This is a genomic window from Proteus sp. CD3, assembly GCF_008808075.1.
In the GTDB taxonomy this organism is placed as follows: Bacteria; Pseudomonadota; Gammaproteobacteria; order Enterobacterales; family Enterobacteriaceae; genus Proteus; species Proteus appendicitidis.
This window is the reverse complement of sequence record NZ_CP019686.1, coordinates 2,572,764-2,592,462: the sequence shown is the minus strand read 5'-3', so window position 1 is coordinate 2,592,462 and position 19,699 is coordinate 2,572,764. Positions and strand designations below refer to the sequence as shown.

15 protein-coding genes are annotated in these 19,699 nt (G+C 36.7%); 6 read left to right on the top strand and 9 right to left on the bottom strand.

What is annotated here, in order from left to right; translation table 11 throughout:
- Positions 1-12: 12 nt before the first annotated feature.
- Positions 13-528 (bottom strand): DUF721 domain-containing protein, encoded by a 516-nt coding sequence (locus tag BTA34_RS11790; protein WP_099074808.1) that lies wholly within the window; start codon positions 526-528, stop codon positions 13-15.
- 45 nt (positions 529-573) lie between these two features.
- Here BTA34_RS11790 and secM point away from each other — a divergent pair, with 45 nt between their 5' ends.
- A complete protein-coding gene (gene secM / locus BTA34_RS11785; protein ID WP_151435744.1) occupies positions 574-1,101 on the top strand; it encodes a secA translation cis-regulator SecM in 528 nt (175 codons plus the stop codon).
- A 99-nt stretch (positions 1,102-1,200) separates the two neighbouring features.
- Positions 1,201-3,909, top strand: coding sequence for a preprotein translocase subunit SecA (secA, locus tag BTA34_RS11780; protein ID WP_151435743.1), 2,709 nt, complete (start codon positions 1,201-1,203; stop codon positions 3,907-3,909).
- Between the two features lie 198 nt (positions 3,910-4,107).
- Here the strand turns inward: secA and hpmA are convergent, their stop codons facing one another.
- Both hpmA and BTA34_RS11770 read right to left on the bottom strand, forming a co-directional pair.
- Complete coding sequence (gene hpmA / locus BTA34_RS11775; RefSeq protein WP_151435742.1) at positions 4,108-8,850, bottom strand: calcium-independent hemolysin HpmA; 4,743 nt, start codon at positions 8,848-8,850, stop codon at positions 4,108-4,110.
- 33 nt (positions 8,851-8,883) lie between these two features.
- Positions 8,884-10,569 carry a ShlB/FhaC/HecB family hemolysin secretion/activation protein gene (locus BTA34_RS11770; RefSeq protein ID WP_151435741.1) on the bottom strand — a complete coding sequence of 562 codons (1,686 nt, stop codon included), beginning with the start codon at positions 10,567-10,569 and terminating at the stop codon, positions 8,884-8,886.
- Between the two features lie 828 nt (positions 10,570-11,397).
- Here BTA34_RS11770 and tnaC point away from each other — a divergent pair.
- From tnaC to mutT, 4 genes are all read left to right on the top strand, one after another.
- Positions 11,398-11,502, top strand: a complete 105-nt coding sequence (gene tnaC, locus BTA34_RS18540; protein ID WP_071788547.1) for a tryptophanase leader peptide — start codon at positions 11,398-11,400, stop codon at positions 11,500-11,502.
- Positions 11,503-11,615: 113 nt separating this feature from the next.
- Entirely contained in the window at positions 11,616-13,019 is a 1,404-nt protein-coding gene (locus tag BTA34_RS11760; RefSeq protein WP_075670808.1) for a tryptophanase, read from the top strand.
- A 72-nt stretch (positions 13,020-13,091) separates the two neighbouring features.
- Positions 13,092-14,342, top strand: a complete 1,251-nt coding sequence (locus BTA34_RS11755; protein ID WP_151435740.1) for an aromatic amino acid transporter — start codon at positions 13,092-13,094, stop codon at positions 14,340-14,342.
- A gap of 125 nt (positions 14,343-14,467) precedes the next feature.
- Complete coding sequence (gene mutT / locus BTA34_RS11750; RefSeq protein ID WP_151435739.1) at positions 14,468-14,860, top strand: 8-oxo-dGTP diphosphatase MutT; 393 nt, start codon at positions 14,468-14,470, stop codon at positions 14,858-14,860.
- Between the two features lie 87 nt (positions 14,861-14,947).
- Here mutT and yacG read toward each other — a convergent pair whose 3' ends face one another.
- From yacG to ppdD, 6 genes are all read right to left on the bottom strand, one after another.
- Positions 14,948-15,160 carry a DNA gyrase inhibitor YacG gene (gene yacG, locus BTA34_RS11745; protein WP_151435738.1) on the bottom strand — a complete coding sequence of 71 codons (213 nt, stop codon included), beginning with the start codon at positions 15,158-15,160 and terminating at the stop codon, positions 14,948-14,950.
- Positions 15,161-15,214: 54 nt separating this feature from the next.
- Entirely contained in the window at positions 15,215-15,967 is a 753-nt protein-coding gene (gene zapD / locus BTA34_RS11740; protein ID WP_151435737.1) for a cell division protein ZapD, read from the bottom strand.
- A complete protein-coding gene (gene coaE, locus BTA34_RS11735; protein WP_151435736.1) occupies positions 15,960-16,583 on the bottom strand; it encodes a dephospho-CoA kinase in 624 nt (207 codons plus the stop codon). Before coaE ends, zapD begins: the two co-directional genes overlap by 8 nt.
- 234 nt (positions 16,584-16,817) lie before the next feature.
- The gene (locus BTA34_RS11730; protein WP_151435735.1) at positions 16,818-18,017 is read right to left on the bottom strand and encodes a type II secretion system F family protein; all 1,200 of its coding nucleotides are present in this window, start codon (positions 18,015-18,017) and stop codon (positions 16,818-16,820) included.
- A complete protein-coding gene (locus BTA34_RS11725; RefSeq protein ID WP_151435734.1) occupies positions 18,014-19,114 on the bottom strand; it encodes an ATPase, T2SS/T4P/T4SS family in 1,101 nt (366 codons plus the stop codon). The genes BTA34_RS11730 and BTA34_RS11725 overlap by 4 nt, the downstream gene beginning before the upstream one ends.
- Positions 19,115-19,214: 100 nt before the next feature.
- A complete protein-coding gene (gene ppdD, locus BTA34_RS11720) occupies positions 19,215-19,658 on the bottom strand; it encodes a prepilin peptidase-dependent pilin (RefSeq protein ID WP_151435733.1) in 444 nt (147 codons plus the stop codon).
- Between the last annotated feature and the right edge of the window lie 41 nt (positions 19,659-19,699).

Here is a 19,699-nt window from a genome sequence, read left to right as displayed (position 1 = left end):
AATTATCTCTAATTAACGTTCATCTTTGGCTGTACTTGTACTCTCTCCGGCAAGTGCAGCCAACCGTTCTAATCTTTCTCTTAATTTCTTCGGGCTTTTCTCTGCCAAATACTTCAATGACTGCGCACTTTCTAAACTTAAGTGACGTCTCTTTGTAGGCTCTTGCTCTTTTAATGATGATATTAAAGATCTTTTTTCCTGTTTTATTCCTAAAGACGGATTTATTTTGATGTCTATTGAAGATAAGGATGGTAAAATTTCTTGCCTCAATGCGGAAAGTAATGACGGGGTTTCATAACGTAAACGAGTTAACCAACTTGCGTTTGCAACTTCAATAATTAAAATAGCATTGCGATAATTTGCGACACGGCACTTATCTCGTAAAGGAACGGGTAAAAGAGCCATGACGGCACGATTTAATTTTAGTAAAATCGTTGCGCGCTGTTGTATAAGTTGTAGTGTACTCTTGTTGGAACCTTCAAGTTCAATGAAGATTTTTTCCAATGATTGTGGGTAACTATCCCGCATAGATTTTGACTCCACAAAATAAAAATTAATGAGCAACGAAGGTTAATGAGCATTATAAGTTTTTGGCGACAGTTTGGCAGGCGATATTTTTGGTCGCATCTGCTTTTAGGGATGGTTGCAGCAGGTATTGGAATGCCTTCGCTGTTGTCTTCCCATGCCGAAAATCCACAACAAACTGAACCTCCTTCCTCTCAAAACCGTCAAAGTCAGGCACTTATTGCGTTTGATAACTTATTCTTACGTCAAAGTGTACAGAATCCTGCCTCATCCTTCACCTTTAATTACTGGCAACAACATGCAGTAAAAAATGTGATCAAACAGCTCTCTTTTGCATTCACCATTAATTCGCCTGAATTGATGATTAAAGCCAAAGATGAACCGTTACCTGCTTCTAATGTTGCAGAGGTTATGCTTGATACTCTGTATGCCTTATTAACAGAGACGCCATCCTCGGCACTAAGCCATTTTCCTCTTTCTGGCTATGTTTTAGTACAGAATACAATTTCCTATCATACCGGATTATGGCTTGCACAAATCCGCGGTATCCGCGCAGGACCTTACCTAACAGCCTAGTTGAGTCACTTAATCTAATAAGATTATGATTATCTCTGTTTATTGATAGATACAGAGGCTGTTTTCGGCGTTTCACGCCATAAATGAGAATAAAGATTTATGTTAGGTAAAATTGTAACCAAAATTTTTGGTAGTCGTAATGATCGTTCAATCCGTCGTATGCGCAAAATTGTTGTTGAAATTAACAAATTAGAACCAGAATTTGAAAAGCTGACAGATGATGAGCTAAAAGCGAAAACAAATGAATTTCGTGAGCGTTTAAAAAACGGTGAAAAAGAAGAAGATATTTTACCTGAAGCATTTGCCACTGTTCGTGAAGCAAGTAAGCGTGTCTTTGGTATGCGCCACTTCGATGTACAGTTAATTGGTGGTATGGTTTTAAATGAGCGTTGTATTGCAGAAATGCGTACAGGTGAAGGTAAAACATTAACTGCAACATTACCTGCATACTTAAATGCGCTATCAGGCAAAGGGGTTCACGTTGTTACTGTCAATGACTACCTTGCACAACGTGACGCCGAAAATAACCGTCCTCTGTTTGAATTCTTAGGTTTAAGCGTTGGTATCAACTTGCCAAATATGGCACCACCAGTAAAACGTGAAGCTTATAATGCAGATATCACTTATGGTACGAACAATGAATTTGGTTTCGACTACCTACGTGACAACATGGCATTTAGCCCTCAAGAGCGTGTTCAACGTAAATTACACTATGCATTAGTGGATGAAGTTGACTCAATCTTAATCGATGAAGCACGTACACCACTGATCATTTCAGGTCCCGCAGAAGATAGCTCTGAGCTTTATATCCAAATGAATAAAGTGATCCCTCATTTGGTCTCTCAAGAAAAAGAAGACTCAGATACTTTCCAAGGTGAAGGTGATTACTCTGTTGATGAAAAAACACGTCAAGTGAATATCACAGAACGCGGTCTGGTTAAAATTGAAGGGTTATTAGCAGATGCTGGCATGATGAAAGAAGGGGAGTCTTTATACTCACCGGCTAATATTATGTTAATGCACCATGTAACAGCGGCATTGCGCGCTCACGCGCTATTTACCAAAGACGTTGACTACATCGTTAAAGATGGCGAAGTTATCATTGTTGACGAACATACTGGTCGTACAATGCAAGGTCGTCGTTGGTCTGATGGGTTACACCAAGCGGTTGAAGCAAAAGAAGGTGTGAAGATCCAAAATGAGAACCAGACATTAGCGTCAATCACATTCCAAAACTATTTCCGTTTATACGAAAAATTAGCAGGGATGACAGGTACTGCGGATACAGAAGCGTTTGAATTTAACTCTATCTATCGCTTAGAAACGATTGTTATCCCAACTAACCGCCCAATGGTACGTAAAGATCTGCCTGACTTAGTCTATATGAATGAGCAAGGTAAATTTGCAGCCATTATTGAAGATATTCGTGAACGTACCAAAAATGGTCAGCCTGTTCTTGTTGGTACTATTTCAATTGAAAAATCAGAAGAGATTTCTAAAGCGCTGACTAAAGCGAATGTTCACCATAACGTGTTGAATGCGAAATTCCACGCAATGGAAGCGGATATTATTGCTAACGCAGGTTTACCTTCAGCGGTCACTATCGCAACTAACATGGCGGGTCGTGGTACTGATATCGTGTTAGGGGGTAGCTGGCAAACTGAAGTGGCTAAACTTGAAGAGCCAACTGAAGAACAAATCGAAGAAATCAAAGCCAAATGGAAAGAGCGCCATGATGCAGTATTAGCATCAGGTGGTTTACATATCATTGGTACTGAGCGTCACGAATCTCGCCGTATTGATAACCAGTTACGTGGTCGTGCAGGTCGTCAAGGGGATGAAGGTTCTTCTCGTTTCTATTTGTCTATGGAAGACTCCTTAATGCGTATTTTCGCTTCAGACAAAGTGTCTGGTATGATGCGTAAATTAGGTATGAATGAAACCGAAGCGATTGAGCACCCTTGGGTAACCAAAGCAATTGCAAACGCACAGCGTAAAGTAGAAAACCGCAACTTTGATATTCGTAAGCAACTGCTTGAATATGATGATGTGGCAAATGATCAGCGTCGTGCAATCTATACTCAGCGTAATGAATTACTGGATGTAGCAGACGTAAGTGAAACTATCGATAGTATTCGCCAAGATGTCTTCACTTCAATGATTGATAACTATATTCCACCTCAATCACTAGAAGAAATGTGGGATATTGAAGGCTTAACGGCATGTTTACAAAAAGACTTTGATTTAAATTTACCAATCAAAGAGTGGTTAGATAAAGAGCCAGAATTACACGAAGAAACATTACGTGAGCGTATTTTAGAAAAATCTATCGAAGTTTATAAAGCAAAAGAAGAGATTGTTAGTGCTGAAATGATGCGTAACTTTGAAAAAGGCGTAATGTTACAAACGCTGGATTCACTGTGGAAAGAGCACTTAGCGGCAATGGATTATTTACGTCAAGGTATCCACTTACGTGGTTATGCACAAAAAGATCCAAAACAAGAGTACAAACGTGAATCGTTCGCTATGTTTGCTAACATGTTGGAATCACTGAAATATGAAGTGATCAGCACACTAAGCAAAGTACAAGTTCGTTTACCTGAAGAAGTTGAAGAGTTAGAACGTCGTCGTCGTGAAGAAGCTGAGCGTTTAGCTAAACAACAACAATTAAGCCATGAAGTGACAAAAGAATCTCAAATGTCAGCAATAGATGGTCAAGTTGCTGCAGGTAAAAAAGTCGGTCGTAATGAACCATGCCCTTGTGGATCAGGTAAGAAATATAAGCATTGTCATGGTCAATTAGGTTAATTTATTTTTCATATAATAGCTGTGTAATGTACTGATTAAAAAAAGATCCACTTAGTCATAAGTGGGTCTTTTTTATCGATTACTGATCGTACTTTACGTTCTATTTTGAAACGAACACATAAAAAACCCCACTTATTATCCTAATAAGTGGGGTTTGGTTTACAAAAGAATAGGCATTACTCTTTTATGGTGTGTCTATTATTTTTCAGAAATAGACGATTTTGTGTTTACAGTTTCATTCACTTTAACGGGTGATTTTAATGATAAGTCACCACCTGCAAGTTGTTTCACTAAATCAACAGCAGATGATTTCAGATCAAGATCTGCACCTGCTTCATATTGATGACCTTCAATATTATTTAATTGAACGTTGCTACCGCCTAAATCAACCTGAGCGTGCTCGCTTTTAATTTCAGCGCCTGTAAGTTTAGTTGTACCACTTACATTTAATGAAATATCATTTTTGCTTGTTAAGGTTGTGGATTGAGTAACAGCATCATTATCGATATGAGAAACTTTGATATCTGCATTCGCCGTATGACCTTCAGCACCGGTTACGATATTTTTGATGCCATTGCCCACGGTACCAACGCCTTTATCAATTTTGGCTTTTGTTTCGCCACTGATACCCGTTTTATCTGCGATAGTTGAAGAGAGTGAGTTGTATTTATCAGAGATAACATCAGTTGCAGATTTAATACCTGAATCAATAGTTTCTTTGATCGTGTTTTCTAATAGTGATCCCCCTGCTTTAGCTGTTTTATCAACTTGGCTAGATTTAGGATCATTATTGTGGTTGTAACCAACATTTACACCAACAGTAACGTGACGATCGCTGTCTTTTTGGCTAGTCACTGTAAAGTCACCGCCCACATTACCCGTCACATTATCCGCAGAAACATTGGCACCAGAAAGAGCGAGGTTTTTGTCGCTATTTACGGTTAATGTACCTGTTTCTACTGAAGCATTTTGGTGTGTAGATTTTTGTTGATCTTCAACGTTTACTAAAACTTTGCCACCAATATTATGGATAGAGGTTACTGGGTTTTCTTCAGTCACTTCTTTTGGCGTCGTATTAGTTTGTTTGCCATTTAAAGAGATATCAGTACCCCAATTATTTTTGTAATCAGTGGATTGTGCTGAAGTCAGGGTAGTATCACCAGAATGAGAGGTTAATTGCGTATCTTTGCTATTAACTTTAGTACCTTGAAGATTAACGGAACTACCGTTAACGGTTAAATTACCTTGGTTAGCAATTACTCCACCTTCACGAGAGACAGTTTTCTCATCTTGCTTACCAATAGCAAATTCAGCGCCACCTAACCCATTGACAGAAGATGATTTCTCTCCTGTTTTTTGACCGAAGCCCACTTGTAATCCACCAGATAAGTTCTTACCGGTTTCAGTACGTTGAGATTCTGTTGCTTGGAAATCAACTTTGTTAGTTGCTGTCAGAGCAACATCATTTTCGCTGGTTAAATGAGTACCTTGTAAAGTCAGATTATGACCTGAATTTAACTCAATACCTTGAGAGCCATTCACTGAACCTGCTTTCGCTGTTGTCTGATCTTTCTGATGAGTCACACCACCTGCGTTAAAGCCGCCAGCGTAATCTTTGCTGTCTGGTGTTGTACCTACTTTCAGGTTTGCACTGCCATTCACGTTATGTTGGCTTTCAGTGTGAGTATCTGTTGCTTGTGCCAGTGTTAAATCACCGCCAGCATTGATCACCGTTTTACCATTTTGAGCGTCAAACTTAGCGCCTTCATAATGTGCATCTTCACGTACATTAATATTAATATTGCCGGCTGAATTAAACTGGCTACCATTAGCTTTCGTTGTGGTTAGGCTTGTATCTGTGGTTTTGCCTTCGCCTTTAATGGCAACGGTAATATCACTCCCTGTTTTCGTGCTAACACCAACTTGACCACCACCTGTTGTTTCATGGAAAGACTCTTGGTGTTTATTTTGAGCCGCTTCACTGGTGTGAGTATTTGCGGTTAGTGATACATCACCTTGTGTGGATTGGTAATGAGTACTTTGGTCACGCAAGTTGTTATTACTATCAGAATTGATTTTACCCGCAGTAATTGATGTTGAAACCACTTGGCTATCGCTTTGTGATTTCTGGCTACCACCACCTTTAATACCCACTTCAACACCAACATTTGGTGCTTCTAGGTTACTTAAGTTAGCAAGATTACTAATAGCATCTTTAAAAGTAACTTTTTTATCCATATCGGCATTGTTACCCGGTTTTGTGGTATCAATTCCGTCTTCTACTGCTTTTTTAATTGGTTTAGTCACACCGCTATAATCAAGATTAACACCCACATCGACACCTACATTTAAGGTATCTGTTTTTGATGTTGCACTGTCATTAGCCGCAAGGTGATTGATGTTCTCACCAGACTCTTTATATGCACCGTCAACTTGGTGTGATGCACCTTGGTGAGTGACATCTTTGTTTGCTGTAATTGTTAAATCACCTGCAATTTGAGTTTCGCTACCTTTATTTTTGGTGATCTCAGTTGTTGTATGCTGTTGGTCATATTGGAAATCAGCTTTACTACCGATTTTATCAACTCCACCGGTATAGCTAAAACCACCTGAAATGGTTCTATCTGTACTGTCTGTTTCTTTTTTGTTTTCTGTTGCAACAAAAGCAATATTGTCACCAGAAACAGTGGCATTACCTGCGGTTGTTTTTAAATCAGAACCTGCAAAAGTGACATCTTTTTCCGCTTGAACTTTAACATTGCCACCACTAATAGTAGAGCCTACTTGTTCAGTCTCAGTGCTATTGTTCTTGTTGGATGTATGAGTGATATGAAAACCTGCACTATATTGCTTGTCTTCAACTTCTTTAGCATGACCAGTTATCTCTAATGATGTTTTTTCATCATTGATTTTTGTGGTTTGCTGTGCAGATTTAACGTTGATATCACCTAAAGATTCAATACCTAACTCATCGGCACTTTTAATTAAGCTACCAATAACATTGATATCTTTGCCACTGACTACGGTTAACTCTGCATCAGAAACTAATTCACTACCGGTTGAGTGCTGCTGATTAGTTTCATTCTTGTGGGAATTTTTAGTGATGTTAAAGGCGGTGCCTGTACGTTCATCTGTTTTAGTGATGGTTTCGCTAATCGCATTATCAATAACAACATCACCTTGAGTTGTTTTAACAAAGGCACCTTGATTGCCTTTTACTTGACTACCTGTGACTTTGACACTGTTATCTGCTGAAAGTAACAGTTGTCCGTCAGCCGTTAATTGTGTTGAATGGCTGACTTCTTGTTTGTTGTTATTATTCTTATTGTTACCACCGCCGATACCGCCCCAAACAACATGATTGTTGGTGACTGTTTTATCATTGTTGGTATTTTGAACATTAAGATTGATGTTTTCTTTAGCGTTAACAACAATATTTTCATTAGAATGTAATTTTGCACCTTGAGCGGTAACAGAGCCTTCAGCATTTAAGCCCAGCGTTTTACCTGAGGTCAGCTCACTCGCTTTTAAGGTTTCTGTCTGATGACTATTGCTCCAGCTACCTGTTTCTAAACGAGAAGTATGGTTACGTTTATAGCCGTTTTCACTGCGATTTTCTTTCTCAACTAATCCGTTGATATTGATATCTTTATTGGCATTAATTGCCAGTGTGTTACCCGCATTAACTTTGGTACCTTCAAGTGTGACATCACCTTTAGTTGCCGTTAATGTTGCACTATTTTTGGCATCAATATGGCTACCAACTTGCTGCACTAGCTCTTTTTCTTTGGTGACATCATATTGCCAAGAATAGAACCAACGATTGTCGGTATCTGTATCTTTTTGCTGTAACTGTTTGCCATCAACAGTTAAATGAGCGCCTTGTAATAAAATATCATCACCCATTAAATCAGAGGCTTTGATTTGATTTTTATTATCAGCGATTAAAGTGATGTTTTTACCTTTTAACTCTGTTTTTGTCAGCGTTTGGCTTGAACCACTGTTATTAACAGCAATACCACCACGGTAGTTTTGATAGTTTTCACTACCATCTTTATCGTAACTGTCATAACGAACTTGGCTATCTGCTTGAATATTGTCCGCTCTGACACTTAATTCGTTATCAGCAACAAATTTACCTGTTAATTTAACACCGCTTCCTTCGGCAGTATTAATGATGCGGATACGACCCGATTGCATACTTCCAAAGAAATAACTATCCAAGGCTGAAGCTGGTTTTTGTGATGAAAGAATATCAAAACGTTGAGAGAACGTATTTTGCCCCGTTAATGCAGAAATTTCTGCTGCTGTTATTTTACCTCTGCTATCAATACGAGGTGCAATTAAATCTAAAAGACCGGGCGCATGTAATCCGTTTTTACCAATAGAAAGTAAATTCGTATTATTAAGCGTGCTATAACCTTTTAACTCACCATTCTCAAACAGTGGATTACCTACAACCAAAGAAGAGCGGCTAGTATTGATAAAACCGCATCCATCACAGGTAATACCATTTGGGTTAGAAAGTACATATTCCGCAGCTATACCAAAAACTTCTTGCTGACCTAATAAGAATGAAGGGTTACGACTAACAACTTCATTTAAAATTAAAGAAGCTGCTTGTCCATTTAAGTTACTGTTGGCGTTTAGCGGCCCAGCAAGCTGTGATTGCCCTGACTCTAAAGAGTTGTTAAAAACAGCCCCTGGTTTGCCTACATTAAAATCTTGATATTGGTTATGAGAGATACCTTCGTTATTGGGTGTAACGATATTAATGATTGGAGTGCTACCATTAATACCATTAACTGATGAAACATCCGGTCCTTGATTGCCCGCATCAGGAACAATACCGCTAGCATATGCATTTAGTGATACGAAAATAATCGCTAAAGATGCAGCAAGCCTACCCGAAGGAGAGAGCTTGAAGTTTTTTGATTTCATAGAGTTTTCTCCGTTTATTGCTATGAGTGTGAATCAAAATAAATATGAAAATCTAACTAACACTTGAGTAGGGTCTTTGGTTTTATTGGAATTCGTTGAGTTGTAAAGCAAATGCCCCTTGGCGACTTCAATATCAAACTGTGCTTTTTGATATTGGAGGTTTAAGCCTGAACTTAGCCCATAGCCACTACGCCATCCTTCATAGTTACCGTGTTGTTGAACACGGCCAGCATCAAGACCAATTCGAGGGGTGATTGAAAATGTGTTTATCCGATAAGGATAAGAAAGCGTATTACGCCAATAGCCGCCGTTATCACCAGAAAGAGTGCTCCGATCAAAGCCACGGATCGCGTTTTTATCCGTTAAACTAAGCCATTCCACACCCGGTAAGGTGTCGGGGCTATATTGACCAAAGAAGGCGCTATTGAATAAAAATGTCGAATTCGATATAGCAAAACGACGTTGCCAATTGGCGAAAAGCTTAACTTTTGTAAAGCGATAGTCATTACCATTGCCATTAGCAACACGAGGTGATTCATCTGCACCAAACCAACCAATGGCTTTCTCAGCACTTAAATTGACGCTGATGACACCACTTGGAACAATGTGTAAATGGTTGATGCCTAGCTCTACTGTTGTCAGTGTAGGGCTACTTAGATCAAGGCGGATTTGGCTGAAGTAGTTACGTATCCGTTTATGCGTTATCTGCATATTTAAGGTATCAATCTGTTTTTGACTACGATAAAAAGCGTAATCACCCCTTAAACCAACTTGTGTGGTATCACCGGATAAGCGTACGGTACGTGTTTGTAATGCTTGATGAAATTCATACTCGGAATAGCTACCAAAAGTACTGAACGTCAATGCACCATAAGGTAAAGAATAGAGTAGGGTGTAAGCACGATTAAAACGAGTATTGGGATTATCAGTGGTAATGCTGGCATTTAAGCTAACAAAATCAGACAACCCTAATGGGCTGTCTAAGCTTGCATTTGTTCGAACTAACCAGCGCCCTGAGTTTTTTTGCCCGTAATTATCACTTGAAATGTTTAAGTGCCACGGTGCTTGTCGCTGATTGGTGAGCTGAATAATAGAGCCACCTAATTGCGTGCCAGGCAATATATCTAGTTTAACTTTATTCGATTGTAAGCGGTTTGCTTGATCTAGCCCTTGGTCCAATTTGGAAAGTTTAAGAGGCTCGCCTTCAACATGAGGGAAAAGTAATGCAGTATTAACGCCTCGATCGCCACCTTCTATTTTTTCAATAAAACCTTCAATAACATACAACCCAAGTTGTTGCTCTTGATTCGGACGTAAAAACTGGACTCTGGCAGTAATATAACCATGTTGAAGATAGCGTTGAGTTAACTCTTTAATTAAACGGTTAACGTCAGCACTTTTTATACATTGCTCTGGTAATGGTGTTAAGGAATCAAGATCTTTTTCATTAAGTAAAGTAATTCCTTGAACATAAACTCCATTAATAGGTAAACAATGTTCTGATTCAGTAATAAGTGTAGGAGTAGGTGAAACCTCTAATGCATTTTCTTGAAGTTGTTGATAGCGATTTTGTTCAATAAGTTGATTTATTTCACGTTGGCTATCTTGTAATGCGCGCCGTGATTCTCCCATCGAACCTAAATAACCGGCGTCATTTGCTGTTAATCCACTGGTCGAAAATCCACTTAATAGTGTTAATAAAATAACTTTTTTTCTCATTTTACCTCAATAGAAAGGTATTAATTCAAATATAAATAATATTGCTTAAATATAGAAAGGTAATAATTAATGTTTTTATATTATCGTTAATTTTAGAATAATAAATACCGGTTACTCTCAATATGAAAAGAAATTAAAAATCGATGAAATAAAGATAAATTTTTATCTGTTTCGATATTAAATATCGACATAACTGAAATTATTCATATCTCAAATGGTATTACTTAAACAAATGATTCATTTGGATGGCGTCTAGTGTATTGATTTTCATAGTTATAATATTATATGTTACTTTTTCTGCTTGCTTAAATTAACACCGATTTAGCAATGTTAATTAAGGTTTTTCCATTTTTTATAAAGAAAAGATAAATAATGAGAGGGGATTCGAAGATATAAAAACAGAGTGCTAATTAGCTTTTCATTTGTTGTTTATAAGTTTATTAATGTTTTATTCTGGAATGAATATTTCATGAATTGTTATTTCATTTTAATGAATAAAATAGGCATTAGAAAAGTGAAAATATGGGAGGTTTATTGTTAAATTATTAATCATGATAAAAAGTGTGGTTATTTAGAGGCAACTTTGATGCTGTAATAATTCAATATAAATACATGTATTACCACTTAGTAGTATCAATAAAAATTTAAGTTATAAAAAATAGTTTATTAAAGATTGAAGTAAGTGATAGTGATCACGTTAATATATCATTTATTATAAATAGTGTGATTATTGTCCAAAATATACTATTGTTATATTACTAATTGTGTTTAACTGTTATATAAATTAGCGTGTAAATTGTACTATTTCCTGACTATAAGGGTTAAAGTATGTTCTCATCATTTAATGTTTTGATAATATTAAGAGGTTTCTTCAGATTGAAGAAATGGTTTAATATTGATTCTGAACTCGCCTTCTTCTTCCCTGAAAAATAATCCTTTTTTATATCCATCCAAAATAATTTAATACTCTTTTCCATTTAATTTTAATGGAGAGATTGTTTTATTTATTCTAATTTTATTATTTAATTTATATTAAAGGTATTATCATGGCTAAAAGAATCGTAGAACCATTCCGTATTAAAATGGTGGAGAAAATCCGTGTTCCTTCAAGAGAAGAACGTGAAGCTGCATTAAAAGAAGCAGGATATAACCCATTCTTATTACCAAGTCATGCTGTTTATATTGATTTATTAACAGACTCTGGTACTAACGCAATGAGTGATCACCAATGGGCAGCAATGATAACAGGTGATGAAGCTTATGCAGGCTCAAGAAACTATTATGATTTAAAAGATAAAGCCAAAGAGTTATTTAATTACGATTATATTATTCCTGCTCACCAAGGTCGTGGTGCTGAAAATATTCTTTTCCCAGTATTATTAAAATATAAACAAAAAGATGGAAAAGCGAAAAATCCTGTATTTATTTCTAACTTCCATTTTGACACAACAGCAGCACACGTTGAATTAAATGGCTGTAAAGCAATTAATATTGTTACTGAAAAAGCGTTTGATTCAGAAACCTATGATGATTGGAAAGGCAATTTTGATATTGCTAAATTAAAAGAAAATATTGCCAAACATGGTGCTGATAACGTTGTTGCTATTGTTTCGACAGTGACCTGTAATAGTGCTGGTGGCCAGCCTGTTTCAATGGATAATTTAAGAGAAGTTTACGAAATCGCAAAACAACACGGTATTTTTGTTGTTATGGACTCAGCGCGTTATTGTGAAAATGCGTATTTCATTAAACAGCGTGATCCTAAATATAAAAATGCGACCATCAAAGAAGTTATTTTAGATATGTATAAATATGCTGACGCATTAACAATGTCAGCGAAGAAAGATCCATTGTTAAATATCGGTGGTTTAGTCTCAATTCGTGATAATGAAGAAGTGTTTACATTAGCAAGACAGCGCTGTGTCCCAATGGAAGGCTTTGTTACCTATGGTGGCTTAGCGGGTCGTGATATGGCAGCAATGGTACAAGGTTTAGAGGAAGGTACTGAAGAAGAGTATCTACATTATCGTATTGGTCAAGTTCAATATCTGGGGGATCGTCTACGTGAAGCGGGCATTCCAATTCAATATCCTACTGGTGGACATGCTGTTTTCGTTGACTGTAAAAAACTAGTACCGCATATCCCTGGTGATCAATTCCCAGCTCAAGCTGTAATTAACGCACTTTACTTAGAGTCAGGTGTGCGTGCTGTTGAAATTGGTTCGTTCTTATTGGGTCGTGATCCTGCAACGGGAGAACAAAAACACGCAGATATGGAATTTATGCGTTTAACCATTGCGCGTCGTGTCTATACCAATGACCATATGGATTATATTGCTGACGCACTTATCGGCTTAAAAGAGAAGTTTAAAACGCTTAAAGGTCTTGAGTTCGAATATGAACCTCCTGTATTAAGACACTTTACTGCGAGATTAAAACCTATCAAATAAATAATACTCCACAATAATAATGGCTCTCGTGCAATGCGAGAGCTATATCCTTATTTCAGTAAGGACTAAAAAATGGAAAATAAGTCGGTAAATAAAGAACCCTCAATTATTGTAGGGGGATTTGTGTTGGGCGGCGCAATGATTGGTGCGGGAATGTTTAGCCTACCAACAATCATGTCTGGCGCTTGGTTTATTAATTCACTCTTTATATTATTTATTGTTTGTTTCTTTATGTTTCATTCTGGAATTTATATTCTTGAATGTATATCGAAATATGGCGCAGGAACAAACTACTTTCATATATCGAAAGAGCTATTACCTAAATGGGCGTGTTATCTCGCGAATGCCTCCTTGATATTTGTATTGTATATATTAATTTATGCTTATATCTCTGCCGCAGGTTCTATTATTTATGAAGCGTCATCATTATATGGCATTAACCTAAATCTTAGAGTGATATTCTTTGTATTTACTATAGTACTAGGGGCAACAATATGGTGGGGAGGCGCTTGTGCTAGCCGCTTAACCTCAATATTTTTATTTATTAAGATTGTTCTATTCGTATTAGCATTCTCAGGCTTATTCTTCAAAGCGAGAGGCGATTTATTATTTACAGCTACCTTTGAAGGCAAAAGCCAATTATATCTTTATCCCTTTATTTTTATCATCATTCCTTATGCTATAACCTCTTTTGGTTATCATGGTAATGTTTGTAGCCTTTATAAGCTTTATCATGAAAATGAAAGAAAGGTCGTGAAAAGCTGTATTATTGGTTGTGTGTTAGCGCTAGTGATTTATTTACTTTGGATGATTGGCACCATGGGGAATTTACCTCGTGAGCAATTTATTACTATTATCCAAAAGGGCGGTAACTTAGATGCCTTTATTGATTCGTTATACACTGTGTTAAATAGTAAATATATTGAAGGCTTTTTATTATGGTTCTCTATTAGTGCCGTATTCTGCTCATTTTTAGGGGTCGCGATTGGTCTATTCGACTATATTTTGGCATCACTAAAATTTGAAGATAACAAAACAGGGCGCTTAAAATCTGGCGTTTTATGCTTCACTCCGCCTTTACTATTATGTTTACTTTTCCCTAATGGTTTCTTAATTGCAATTGCTTATGCAGGAACCGCGGCATGTGTGTGGGCAATTATTTGTCCTGCGGTTATGGCGCTGAAAGCACGCGAGAAATTTCCAAACTCAGGCTTTAAAGTATGGGGCGGAAAAGGCTTAATTTATGCGGTTATCGCTTTTGGTGCAGTCGGGATCATTTGCCAAACATTAGCACAGTTCGGTTTCTTACCTATTTATCGTTAACTAATCGAGTTATCGTTAATTAATGAGATAATCAAAGGAAAGAAAACCAGAGTAGCGCTATTGGATATACGTTATAATAACGTTAAGTTGTTATAATAACTGGACTATTCAATAGGTTGTCTATAATGGATAAAAAAAAGCTACATATTGCAGCGGGTATTATTTGTGATCAACACAATAATGTCTTTATCACCCAACGCCCTTTAAAATCGCATATGGGGGGATTTTGGGAATTTCCGGGAGGAAAGTTAGAAGATCAAGAGACCCCAGAGCAGGCGTTAATCCGTGAGCTACAAGAAGAAATTGGTATTGATGTAACGCAATGCTCACTTTTTGAAACGGTAGAGCATGATTTTCCAGATAGACACATTACTTTATCCTTTTTCTTAGTTACTCAATGGGATAATGATCCTTATGGTAAAGAGGGGCAAGAATTCAAGTGGATATCTATTGGCGCGTTAAATGCTGATGATTTTCCGCCTGCTAACCGCACCATTGTGGCGTTATTGCAAAAATAAGCACAAGTAGCGTCTTACTAAGTAAGCGTTTATAAATCAATTAGCCACTCGATTGAGTGGCTAATTTTTATGTTCAGGACTGGAAAATTAAAAGTCTTTAGGCTCTTGTTGCGGCGTTTCACTCCAATCATCGCTGTCATTAATATCACTTTGGCTTGGAATGCGTTTTGATTCATCCGCCCATTCGCCTAAATCAATAAGTTGGCAACGTTTGCTACAAAAAGGACGATAAGGGCTACTTTCATTCCAAACAACTTCTGTTTGACAGGTTGGGCATTTTACAACTAATTCTTCGCTCATTATCTCTCCTAGATTTCGTTGGTGCGATTTATGCTCATATCAATAAACATAATGTTAGCAACAAGCAATCTCAAAAGGTAGCTCTAGAGGCACTGTTCCATTTTCACTATCAAGTGGTAAAAAGCGGATCGCATAGCGATTTTTATGCCCAGAGACTTGAGGATAGATTTGATGATCAATAGCTATCTTAAGGCGTAGCAATTCGCCTTCTTCAGCGCTGTCTTGATAAAAACCACGGTGACTGAGAGCAGGCTTGAATGTATCTGATTGGCGAATAAGCATGAGTAAACTATTTAATGCATTTTGTAATGGCAATAAACCCGCCAGCCAGCTTTGCAATCTTTCATCACGGGTTGATTGAGGTAAGCTTAACCACAAATGTAATGCTGGCACATCAAAGTTGCAGCATCCACCAGGAATACTTAGGCGCTGTTTAACTAAACTGATCACTTTATCTTGTTTTAAATGCTGACCAATGCGAGGTGCTTTACTTAACACAGCTGCATTTTCAGCTAATTCATCAATAATTTGAGTGACAATCGCTTTATCAACATTAGGAAATGAAAGCCATTGCTGTAATTTTTTTTGTCTTTTTTCTAATTCTTTAAGTAATTCAGCACGGATTTCGCCACGATCAAGTACTTCAATAAATTCCGATATCGCACGGAAAAACGAAAGTGCCGTGGGTAATGAATCAATTGCACTAAAACTGTTAATCTGAATCAATGAGTTTTCAATTCTAAGCCATGAACGCATTTTTTCATTGAGGGGATGTTCGAAGATGATTGTTGTGATGTCATCACTCATGGCAATTGTCCTGTAACGCTTGTTGAGCTAATTCTAAGTAATGCTGATGGAGTTGCTTAACTTTTCCAATCATATTTTGGCTATTATCGTGATTTTCAATAATATCATCAGCGACGGCTAATCGTTCCTGTCTTTGAGCTTGAGCTTTTAAAATATTGAGAACTTGCTCTCGACTTACGCCATCTCGTTTCATGGTTCTTTCTATTTGTTCTTCCTGTGTAACATCAACAACAAGAACTCGAGAGGCGAGATGCGTTAATTTATTTTCAATTAATAATGGAACAACCCAAATAAAGTAGGGTGCTTTAATTTGCTGTATTTGCTTTTGAGTCTCTTGCTGTATCAATGGATGAAGAAGATTGTTAACCCAAGTTTTTTCTTCATTATTTTCAAAAATAATCTGGCGTAACTGTGCTCGGTTTAATGAACCATTGGGTAGCAAAATGCAGTCACCAAAATGCTGATGCAATGCATTTAGCCCTGAGGAGTTAGGCTCTACCACTAATCGAGCAATAATGTCAGCATCAACAAGAGGTACACCTAGTGAGGCAAAAGCATTAGCAACGGTAGTTTTACCACTGCCTATTCCACCTGTAAGAGCAACCGTATAAGCCATTTGTGTTTGTCTGTTTTTAATGAATTAAAATTTACTATTAGTACGGGTATTCTAAAGCTTAATTTTGTTTTTATCACAAGATAATAACTGCAATATTTGGGTTTTATTCGGTTATTATGATAGATGATTTTCTGCTACCCTTACATTCTACCTTATAATATGTGATAGAATTACCATCAATCAATAAGTTAGTACAATACAGAGTAACAGCATGTTACTCATAAAATTTGTGATTCATTGTATAGTATCACCTAACTGTAATATAGGAAGATACATAGCAATGATTAATGTGCCAATAATTAATGCAATGATCGTCATCAGCATTGGCTCTAACCAAGCACTCATTGTATTTAATTGCTCATCGAGTTGATGATAAAACCAATCACTTAATTGCTGACAAAAATAGAGCAACTGTCCTGAGTTTTCTGCACAAATAATAAACTGATAACAAATAGGTGTAAAAAGCGGCTCATTTTTCATAAATAAGCTCCACGATTTACCTTGCATAATGTGTTCACTCATTTGAGCAAGGGCTCGCTTATAAATAGGGTGTGTAAGTTGTTCTGTACCTATTTTTAAGCCTTGTAATAAAGGTAATCCTGCTTGTTGTGTAATACTGATTATCTGAAAAATAAGATGTAGTTGCTGATATTTTAAAAGCTTACCTAAATAGGGAATATGCAGAAACAGGGCTTGTTCAGCAAAATAAAAGGGTGATAAAGAGTAACGAATTACACGATAACCCAATATTAATCCAATAAAGATAAACGTTATTATGCTGATATAATCAGTAAGCCATTGTGAGAAAGTAATAAGGGCTAGTGTTAAAAAAGGAAGTTCTGTATTAAATGCACTGTATAAGGATTGATATTCAGGTAAAACATAAAGCAACATTATACTGGTAATAAAAACTAATACAGTAAGTAAAAAAATAGGATATTTAAACGCTTTTTTGATTTTTTTTACAACCTCTCGGTGTTTCTTTAACTGTATTATTTGCAGAGTAATCACTTCATCTAATTTTCCACTTTCTTCGCCAATAAAGACAAAACGACTCAGTGAGGTTGGAAAATAAAGTGGATAGCGATTTAATTGTTTAGAAAGTGAACCTCCTTGCATTAAGTTAAAAATAATATCTTCTAATACACATTGCCAATGTGAGTAACGACATTCATTTTTTAATAGTGTTAATGCAGGAAGAAGCGCTAAACCAGAATGAAGTAATAAAGCTAATTGCTCGAATAATTGAATTCGATATTGTTTATCAGCATCTTGAAATAAAACGATTTTATATAAACGGATCTTTATGGGATATTTTTGCTGTTGAGTTAAGTTAATAAATGCTTCGTTATTAGAGGATGCAAGTATTTTCCCAGAGCACCATTCTCCTTGATAAGTTAATGCATCATAACGATATATTAGCTGTAGTTTCATTCAATATCTCCTAGTGTTTGATAAACCTCCTCAAGCGTTGTTATGCCTTGTTTAACTAATGAAATGCCAGAATAAAGTAAATGACAAAAGGATGAGTGTGTTTGTTTTGATGGCTCAAAGCAGTCATAGATAGCGGTTCTTCCGTTATAGCCTGAACAGCATTGCTGGCAACCCACAGCTCGCCAATTTGGTAATTCGACCATTTCTTTATTTATACTAATATGCTGTTTATTGGATAAGCATATTTTACAGTGTGGGCATAAACATCGGACTAATCGTTGTGAAATAATTAAACTAACACAGGAATGAATAAGATCTTTTTCAATCCCTAAGTTATGTAGACGCATTAATGTAGATGAGGCCGAATTAGTATGTAAGGTCGATAATACAAGGTGCCCTGTTTGCGCTGATTTTATTGCCATTTCAGCAGTTGCTTGATCACGTATTTCACCCACCATAATAATATCAGGATCTTGGCGTAATAATGCTCGTAATATTGTCGCGAATGAGATCCCAGATTTTTCAGAAATTTGAATTTGATTAATCCCCTTTAGAGGTAATTCAATCGGATCTTCAACACTATTTATATTTAGGTTTTCTTTATTTAAATAGTGCAAACAACTATATAAAGTGAGCGTTTTTCCGCTTCCCGTTGGTCCTGTGACCAAAATCATTCCTTGCGGTAAATTTAAATATTTCTTTAATAGTGTTAAATGCGAGGGTTGAAAGCCTAAGTGATTTAATTCTGGCTGTTGTAAATTATTTATAAGCCGTAAAACAACTTTTTCACCATACAGCGTGGGGAGTGTCGCTATTCGTATTGAATAGCTTTTTTCATTATAAGACCAACTAAATTGCCCATCTTGAGGTAATCGCTTTTCTGCAATATTTAAGTTAGCAAGTACCTTTAATCGAGTGACTATTTCTTCAGAAAATTCATCTGGAGGAGGCGAGAATAGATATAAATGATTATCTATTCTGGCGCGAATTCTTACACTGGTTTGTTGAGGTTCTATATGTAAATCAGAGACGCGTTTTAAAATACTTTCACGTAATAAATACTCAATGAATTCTGTTGCAGAGTGTGTGATATCCATTCTTCACCTCTTTATACTTTTTGATTTATCTGTGTTGTCTTCAATGTTTCAAGTGTGTAATAGGAACACTTAATATAAGTGCTCCTTTATATCTAACGCACTAATATGATTTTAAAATCTTACTGCACTGTTTTTGCAACGAGAGATTTGCTGCTAAACATTGTGTTTTCCATACTGGAAGAAGGTCGTTAACTCCTTTCTCTGGCGACATTGTGATCGTCAGACCATCAAGCTGTGATTTTCCAGTTGCATTAATCACACCGTTTAGCACATTAATATCGGACAAATATCGGCTACGAAATTGTTGCGGCATAAAAGTTGAATCAGAATTACAGTGTTGAGGATCGTTTTCATAGCGACATAATTCTATCGCAGAACGATAGGGCGACAGTGTTTGCAATACATCGGTTAATGCTGCTTTTTGGATATAACCTTGATAGGCAGGAATAGCAACAGAGCTTAAAATCGAGATGATAGCAATCACAATCATAAGCTCCATAAGGGTAAAACCATTTTCATTAGAGTGATAATTAAGTACATTCATTTAGCATCCTCCTTGAGTAATAAACACTAGTAGTATGAAAA